This window comes from Saccharospirillum sp. (assembly GCF_039982735.1).
GTDB lineage: Bacteria > Pseudomonadota > Gammaproteobacteria > Pseudomonadales > Natronospirillaceae > Saccharospirillum.
Genome location: NZ_JBDWXV010000012.1, coordinates 155880 through 163163 on the forward strand (window position 1 = coordinate 155880; position 7284 = coordinate 163163).

6 protein-coding genes are annotated in these 7284 nt (G+C 50.6%); 4 read left to right on the top strand and 2 right to left on the bottom strand.

The window, feature by feature from the left end; translation table 11 throughout:
- Positions 1–93: 93 nt before the first annotated feature.
- Positions 94–1986: a diguanylate cyclase gene (locus ABJT94_RS12840; protein WP_348476298.1), complete on the top strand. Its 1893-nt coding sequence runs from the start codon at positions 94–96 to the stop codon at positions 1984–1986.
- Between the two features lie 243 nt (positions 1987–2229).
- Here ABJT94_RS12840 and ABJT94_RS12845 read toward each other — a convergent pair whose 3' ends face one another.
- Positions 2230–3480: a carboxypeptidase regulatory-like domain-containing protein gene (locus ABJT94_RS12845; RefSeq protein WP_348476299.1), complete on the bottom strand. Its 1251-nt coding sequence runs from the start codon at positions 3478–3480 to the stop codon at positions 2230–2232.
- A 286-nt stretch (positions 3481–3766) separates the two neighbouring features.
- Here ABJT94_RS12845 and ABJT94_RS12850 point away from each other — a divergent pair, with 286 nt between their 5' ends.
- The gene (locus ABJT94_RS12850) at positions 3767–4525 is read left to right on the top strand and encodes a pseudouridine synthase (RefSeq protein WP_348476301.1); all 759 of its coding nucleotides are present in this window, start codon (positions 3767–3769) and stop codon (positions 4523–4525) included.
- A 252-nt stretch (positions 4526–4777) separates the two neighbouring features.
- On the opposite strand, the gene ABJT94_RS12855 is transcribed toward ABJT94_RS12850, so the two are convergent.
- Positions 4778–5179 carry a hypothetical protein gene (locus ABJT94_RS12855; protein ID WP_348476303.1) on the bottom strand — a complete coding sequence of 134 codons (402 nt, stop codon included), beginning with the start codon at positions 5177–5179 and terminating at the stop codon, positions 4778–4780.
- Between the two features lie 107 nt (positions 5180–5286).
- Between ABJT94_RS12855 and ABJT94_RS12860 the strand changes: the two genes are divergently transcribed.
- Both ABJT94_RS12860 and ABJT94_RS12865 read left to right on the top strand, forming a co-directional pair.
- Positions 5287–6165 (top strand): LysR family transcriptional regulator, encoded by an 879-nt coding sequence (locus ABJT94_RS12860; protein WP_348476304.1) that lies wholly within the window; start codon positions 5287–5289, stop codon positions 6163–6165.
- A 134-nt stretch (positions 6166–6299) separates the two neighbouring features.
- Positions 6300–7284: hypothetical protein (locus tag ABJT94_RS12865; protein ID WP_348476305.1), on the top strand; the 985-nt coding region annotated here is incomplete at its 3' end.

The window sequence follows — 7284 nt, forward strand, 5'->3', positions numbered from 1 at the left end:
GTTGTGTCCGAACACTCACTGTCGTGTACTCCACTCCCTAGCAGAGACAGAACGGTCTTATAGCCCCCTAAATGCAGCAGGGTCTCGCAGAACTTGACCTGGCTCACCGCGACTGACGTTAATCCCCTATACTCTTCCCAGACTTTGCTAGACTACCGCTCAGGTGAACCTGCGGACCAATCCAGAGCAGAGGAACTGGCTGCATCCACGGTCAGCCTCTATACCGGTTTGGAAATAAAACGCAGTGCCCGCAATTCGACAATGTCCAGACAGGCTTCAAACAACATGCAATACCCGTGGCTCCTAGCCCTGATCAGGGCATTCGTCCTGACAACTCTATTGCTCAGTTCCGGAGCCTATGCACAATACCCCGTTCAGTTAGACGCGGCGTTTATCCTGGATCGTCAGGGTGAGTTGTCATTTGACCAGTTAAGAGCACTACCCGAAAGCAACTGGGCAAAAGTACAACAGAGAGGGGTGGGCGTTCCTGTTTGGAACCCGGATTACTGGAGTGGTTTGCGGGGTGGTGTAATGTGGTTGCGCCTGGAGCTTCCTGTGGACTCGAAGTCCGAACTATTGTGGGTGGAGTTGTTACCCAACACCGGTCTTAATGGCGAGGCAATTCAACTCAAGCAAGATGAGTGGCGGTGGATTGACGCTGCAGGCAGCTCTTCGAGCCAGGATGCCGCTCAACCTGCCCGATATTTGACCTTTGTTTTCGACACCACCGTTGCAGAAAAAACCGCGTATCTTCGTTTAACGACCGACCAGGTATTTCAATTCAGCATCAATGTCACACCCCAGGACGAACTGCTATGGAAAGCCGTTAAAACCCAGTTCTATTTCGGTACGGTTATTGGCATGTTTGTTCTCGCGTTCTGCTATAACCTTGCCATTGGGTTACGAGCGCGCGAGCGCCTTTACCTGACCTACAACGTCTTTGTGTTTGGTAATCTCGTTTACCTGCTCGACATGTCCGGGTTAATTCGCTTGGTCTTCCCAGCTATTGGTAGTGGTTCTTATTTGGCGAACTTTACCAGCACGATGACGGTCATGGCGTCCTGGGTATTCGCGCGTGAACTTTTGAATACTCGCAAGCACTTACCGCAAATCGACCGCTTTCTGCGTGTGTCAATAGCGGCTGTTACCGTATTGCTGGTATTGATTCCCTTTATGTCTGACCTCTATGGGTATGTGCTCGCAATATCCGTAGGCATTGCAGGGCCGCTTCTGATTATGGCTGTGGTGGCCTTTTCAATACGTCAAGGTCACCCGCTAGCCACCTATTTTTTCGTGGCTTGGATCTTTTATATCATTTCTGCGGGGCTGTGGGGGTGGATGTGGCTCGGGCTCGTCCAGCCAGGTGAGTGGCTCATCTTTTTGTTTTTTGCGGGAGCCTTGATCGAGGTCGCCCTGCTGTCGATGGTGTTGGGTTTACGCTTCAATAGCCTTAAGAGAAAGGTGGAATTGCTAGGTGCCGACAAGAACCGCTACAAAACGCTTAGCCTGACCGATGAACTGACCGGGGTTTTGAATCGACGAGGTTTTTTGGAGGCAGCGGAACGAGTCTTTGCTCATAACCCTTCAGAGTCACTGATATGGCTGGGCATGGATATCGATCATTTCAAACGATTCAATGATACCCATGGCCACCTATCCGGCGATAAACTGCTCAGAGCGTTTGGTGCCACGTTGAAAGACTGCTCCCGAAATGATGATATTGTCGGGCGCCTGGGCGGAGAGGAGTTTGGACTGCTTTTGGTAGGATGCCCTCTGGACAAGCTGGACGCCTTTACAGCCCGGTTACTCGAACGCTTTGCCGAAATCACCGTAACATCGGCAAACGGAGAGCAAGTGAGTACTACGCTATCCATAGGTGCAACGCTCGTTACCGATGGTGACAGTATCGAGTCCGCATGGAAGCGGGGCGACGAGTTGCTCTACACAGCCAAAAACCAGGGTCGAAATCAAATGGTCTTCGGCTGAGCAGGTAAGCGGGTGCTCGCCAGCTACATCTAAGCCACTGACTGGCCCAAATACCAACTACAGACCCGAAAAAATTCCCTTAAGTGACTATGTAAGACCATCTCCGCACAAGCTTAGAGTGCATGATTCAGTCTAACACCTGCTTATCATGCCTAACCTGTCCCTGGTTCCAAAAAAAAGGCAGCCACTAAAAGGCTGCCTTTCTGAGTATCCAACGGGATTATATCAAACTAACCCACTGAATTACTCGATGGTGTTAACAACAGTCAATGTTCCGTTATAGGTCAATACGTTCCACTGGTAACCCACACCTTCCGGTGGAGTCATTTGCGCTATCAGTCCAGTATCATCGTAAAGCGAGACTTCTACATCAGAGTTACTGAAGCGGAAGTTACTGCCTCCAGAATACGCGTAAATGTAATAAGTGTAGGTACCGGTTTTTACATTGGTGATTGTGATCGTTTCAGGCCCGTACGCTGATGCGTCATCGAGATCCAGCGAGGCGCCATCTACGGATTTATTCGCATAGTAAAGATGCTCAGTGCTTGCACCATTGGGTACCAGCAAATGAGAGTCCAGGTCCCGAGGCGATGCTCCCCAGGTCAGTACCAGTCTCATCTGGCCTTCTGGCAACGCCGGCGCAATGGCAAGGTATTGAGACAGTGTACTCAAACCTTCAATTGAAACATTCTTGTAGGCGGTTGAATACCCTGCCAGTACGACTTCGACGGTATAGTCACCGGCTTCGACATTGGAGAATACATACTCTCCCTGGGCGTTCGTGCTACCTGTTTCTGCGATATCACCCACTTTTACATCAAGGCCAGCGCGCAGATTAATCGTGGTATTCGCCAGGCGAGCACCTGAAATGGCATCAGACACATGACCAGTCATGTCGCCGTAGCACTCCAACGTCTGAGTGTTCGTAACTTCAACTGGTTCTGCGGGAGTCTTAACGGTTAACGTATAGTCACCGGAGCCATAATCAGCCGTCAAGAAGATAGTTAATTCGGTCATACCTGCTGGAACAGTGAAATTGATCTTCTTGACATTATCGCCGCTGGTATCATCCACCACGAAGTCATCACCGTTTTTCAAATAAATGTGATTAGTGGTTCCCTGATTAAACTCAAACTGGATATCGATAACCTGACCTTCTACTACGCTCAGTATGTAATAATCATCAAAGTCAGTCCCGGGTACCCCAACTGCGTTCCCGGATAGGTAGCCAGATATAGTAGAATTAATTGAGATAACCTGAGCTTGAGCACTTGTATCGTTCGGTTCGGTATCATCAACGTCCGTCAACGTCACCTCTGGAACGATGGTGGTCGTAACAGTTTCTGTTCTGCAGAAATTTTCTTCAGTGTTAGTATCAGTATCCCCACCCGTTGAAGCATCATCCTCATCATCGGTGGTTTCAGGTATACAAGCAGCCAGCAATAAAACAGACAGAGATGCAGCCGTTAGCATCTTAAGCTTGTCAATTTGCATATATGTTCTCTTCGTTAGAGGTAGGGAAATACTAGAGGGACCTAGCACTGGTCAGGACGGGGTATTCTAAACAATCCACAAATTAATGGAATTTATATCCGCACTTTAGTGTGTGAGGTTTGTAAGGTGAGTTTCACTAAATGACAGATAATTGACACTTTTATCCAGGTGGTCATAGGTGCCCTATGCTCTTAAGGCCGATTGTTGAGACACCCACCACTGCGATAGAACCAAGCCAATAATGATAGCGTCCACAATAGCCGCTTAATGTGCATGTCCGATTAGCATGCGATCTGTCCTAATTACTCTGGCATTGATAGACTCCATTTCTCCATTCAAAGTATGCGATGCTCACATCATGCAACCCCAGGTTGATCCATTCATTGCCCCTAGGTGTAAAGAATCGATCGAGATTCTGTATCAGGACGAGTCGATCCTGCTGATTAACAAACCCTCCGGTTTGCTCAGTTTGTCGGGCAAGCATCCCCTGAATAAAGACTCGGTGCACTTTCGCCTGGTTCAGGACTTTCCCGATGCCCGCCTGCTGCACCGGCTGGATTTCGGCACCTCGGGTATCATGCTGGTCGCGCTTAACAAACACATTAATGGAATACTCACCCGGCAGTTTCAGGCGAAAACCATTGCAAAGACTTACACCGCACTGTTGCTGGGGCATGTGACGCCCGAACACGGCACCATCAGCGCCCCGATTGCCAGGGGTGAGTTTCCATTGCAAAAGATTTGTGAGGATACAGGGAAGTCAGCGACTACTGATTACGAGCTGATCGGGCACGTGCAGATAACCAGTGAAACGGGGCATCAGGTTACCTGTAGCCGAGTGTTGTTCAAGCCCAGAACCGGCCGCACCCACCAGCTGCGCATTCACAGCCGCGAGCTGGGTCACCCCATATTGGGGTGTGACCTGTACGCCAGTGATGCAGCCTATTCGCTGGCAACCCGGCTAATGCTCCACGCGACCTCTCTGACGTTTGAACACCCCCTAACCGGTCAACTTATGACCTCCCGCTGTCAATCACCCTTCTGAGAATTGCACAGCCTCGCTTGTAATTGATTGGCAAGCAAACTTACCCAAAGGTGTATGCGCTAAAACTCTGCGCCTACGCCGTCATGTCTAACCACTATCACAAAGTGCTGCATATCAAAGCCGAGAAAGCCAATGCCTGGTCGGATACCGAAGTCACTCAACGCTGGCAAACGCTCTAAGCCGCCTAGTATGAGTGTCTCGATAGCCCACGTTGAACACCAGCGACATCTTCGGCTTCAAAGCAACTTGCCTTCACTGGTTGTCTATTGATGCGACCGTCTCCCGAAAATAGTCCATTCGACCTGCGTTGCTGTGAGAAAGAAGCATGTTACGAGTTCGAACCATTTGTTGGCGCACCGCATAATAAAATTTCTGACTGAATTCAGTCAGCACCCAACCATCGCCAAGATCGTGACTCTGTATCGTTTCAATTTGTGTGCCACGGGGAAAGACCTCGTGCTCAAGACGTTGCAAGACAGACATCAATTCAGTTTTGTTGTGCGCGCATTGCCAACCGACATCGGTCTCGTCCTGATAGTGATCAATGCGGAAATCGATTGTGTCATCAACGCGGGAAAGTAACGCTTCGCCATCTCCGCCTGCAAACGCCTGCAGGAGGTTTTCGATGGTTTCAATTGAGGACTCTTGCTGCATGATGCTGCTCCATTCATATGTAGGGAGTGCTCAATGTAAAGCAGATCATAGATTAGTTAAAATATGTTATAACTCTCCTTATGCAATAATTAGACTATGGATTATCCATGCTTGATATGCGAAATATGCGATACTTCGTTGCCACCTACGAAGAAGGCTCAATTACCGCCGCTGCAAAGCGCTGCTTTATCGCTCAACCATCGATCTCTAATGCCATCCTGCAACTTGAGGAGAGCCTGGGTACCCGTCTTTTCATTCGTCATAAAAAAGGCGTGCGGGCCACGCAGGAAGGACATGACCTGTATCCGCTGGTCAGGCGGCTGCTGGCAGAAGCCGACGCGATAGGCGAGCATTTTCGACGTTCGACGACACCGGCTATACGCCTGGGCATCCTACCTACCTTGCCCGTGCGGCGCGTAGAACAGATCGTGCACGAGATACGTTGCACCGCACCGGGTGCAGCAATCTATCTGGTCAATTCGCAAGAAGAGTGTGATTTGTGTTTTACCATACGGGAGTATGTACCCGTCGATTGGCAGTTCCAGTCGTTATGGCGCGAGGATTACGTACTGGCATTGCCTGAAAGCTCACATCTGGCACTGCATGATGAGCTGACGGCTGATGATCTGTCAGGCATGCCTCTAATTGGCCGGGTGCACTGCGAACTCAAAGACAGAGTGCAGCAGCGTCTGGAGCAAGAGTACCAGCTGAATGCTGATCTGCGCGCGAGCACTGACAACGATGACTGGGCGCTAACACTGGTGGCCTGCGGCATGGGGGTTGCCATCGTACCGGAAAGTGTCGCTGCCAGCAGGCAGGATGTCCTTGTGCGACGCCCGCCCATACTAGCCGATCTAAATCGAGAAGTTGGTGTAGCCTTCCATCCTACAGCACACCACCAGCTTGAATTCGTGAAACCTCTGGTATCGAAGCTGCATACTTTGCGCTGGAAGCAGGCAGAACCCGGAGCAAACCGAAATTTATAAAGGGCTCAGGGCCACATTTCATTAGTAACGGCTATCGAGAGGGGCAATCTGGACATCCACATTAACACTTGACCCCAAAATAGCCATCCAGTAGTTTATACAGCATCATAAACGGGCCGTCAGGGTTAGACACTATGCCACGTTCAAGAAAAAGCCAGCTCGCCCTGGAGGCGACACCATACTACCACTGCACCTCCCGGTGCGTGCGCCGTGCCTTCCTGTGCGGCCGTGACGAGCATTCCGGCAACGACTACGAACACCGGCGCGGGTGGATAGAGCAGCGTATTCTCCAGTTAGCTGAGGTCTACGCGCTGGATGTGTGTGGCTACGCAGTGATGTCGAACCATTACCACATCGTGCTGCACATCAACGCTGGCAAAGCCAACGCCTGGACAGAAGCCGAAGTCATTGAACGATGGCACAAGCTGTATTCCGGCAACTTCCTAACCCAAGCCTACTTGGCCGGGAAAGACCTGTACGAAGAACAACTCAAAGTCATCTCCGAAACGGCCACCGAATGGCGCGAACGTCTGATGTCGATCAGTTGGTTCATGCGGGCCTTGAATGAAGACATCGCACGGCAAGCAAACGCAGAAGACAATTGCACCGGCAGGTTCTGGGAAGCCAGGTTCAAATCACAGGCATTACTGGATGAAAAAGCCCTGGTAACCTGCCTGGCCTACGTGGACTTGAACCCCATCCGTGCACAGATGGCCGATACACCCGAGACTTCCGATTTTACATCCGTTAAAGAACGAGTAGAGACTGCCAAAGAAGATCTGACGTCACCGGAACCAAACCAGCCAAAGCTACTCTTTCCGTTTGTCGGATACCCAAGGAAAGACATGCCCGCTGGCCTACCCTTTCGACTGCAAGACTATCTGGAACTGGTAGACTGGACCGGCCGCCAGATTCGAAGTGACAAACGCGGCAGCATTGATCACAACATCCCGCCCATTCTCGAACGTCTCGGCATCTACACTGAGCACTGGATCTACAACACCCGGCACTTTGAAAGCCAGTTTAAAGGCCTGGTCGGTACCGCAATATCGATCAGAGCTACCTTTCAAAAGTTTAGCTATCAGCGAACCCTTGGGCTTGGGTTGGCTGAACTGCTGA

Bases quoted from the DNA above. Each gene is read 5' to 3' on its own strand.
- ABJT94_RS12860 (WP_348476304.1), top strand. From the start codon at position 5,287: ATGCTTGATATGCGAAATATGCGATACTTCGTTGCCACCTACGAAGAA.
- ABJT94_RS12850 (WP_348476301.1), top strand. From the start codon at position 3,767: ATGCGATCTGTCCTAATTACTCTGGCATTGATAGACTCCATTTCTCCA.
- ABJT94_RS12845 (WP_348476299.1), bottom strand. From the start codon at position 3,480: ATGCAAATTGACAAGCTTAAGATGCTAACGGCTGCATCTCTGTCTGTT.
- ABJT94_RS12855 (WP_348476303.1), bottom strand. From the start codon at position 5,179: ATGCAGCAAGAGTCCTCAATTGAAACCATCGAAAACCTCCTGCAGGCG.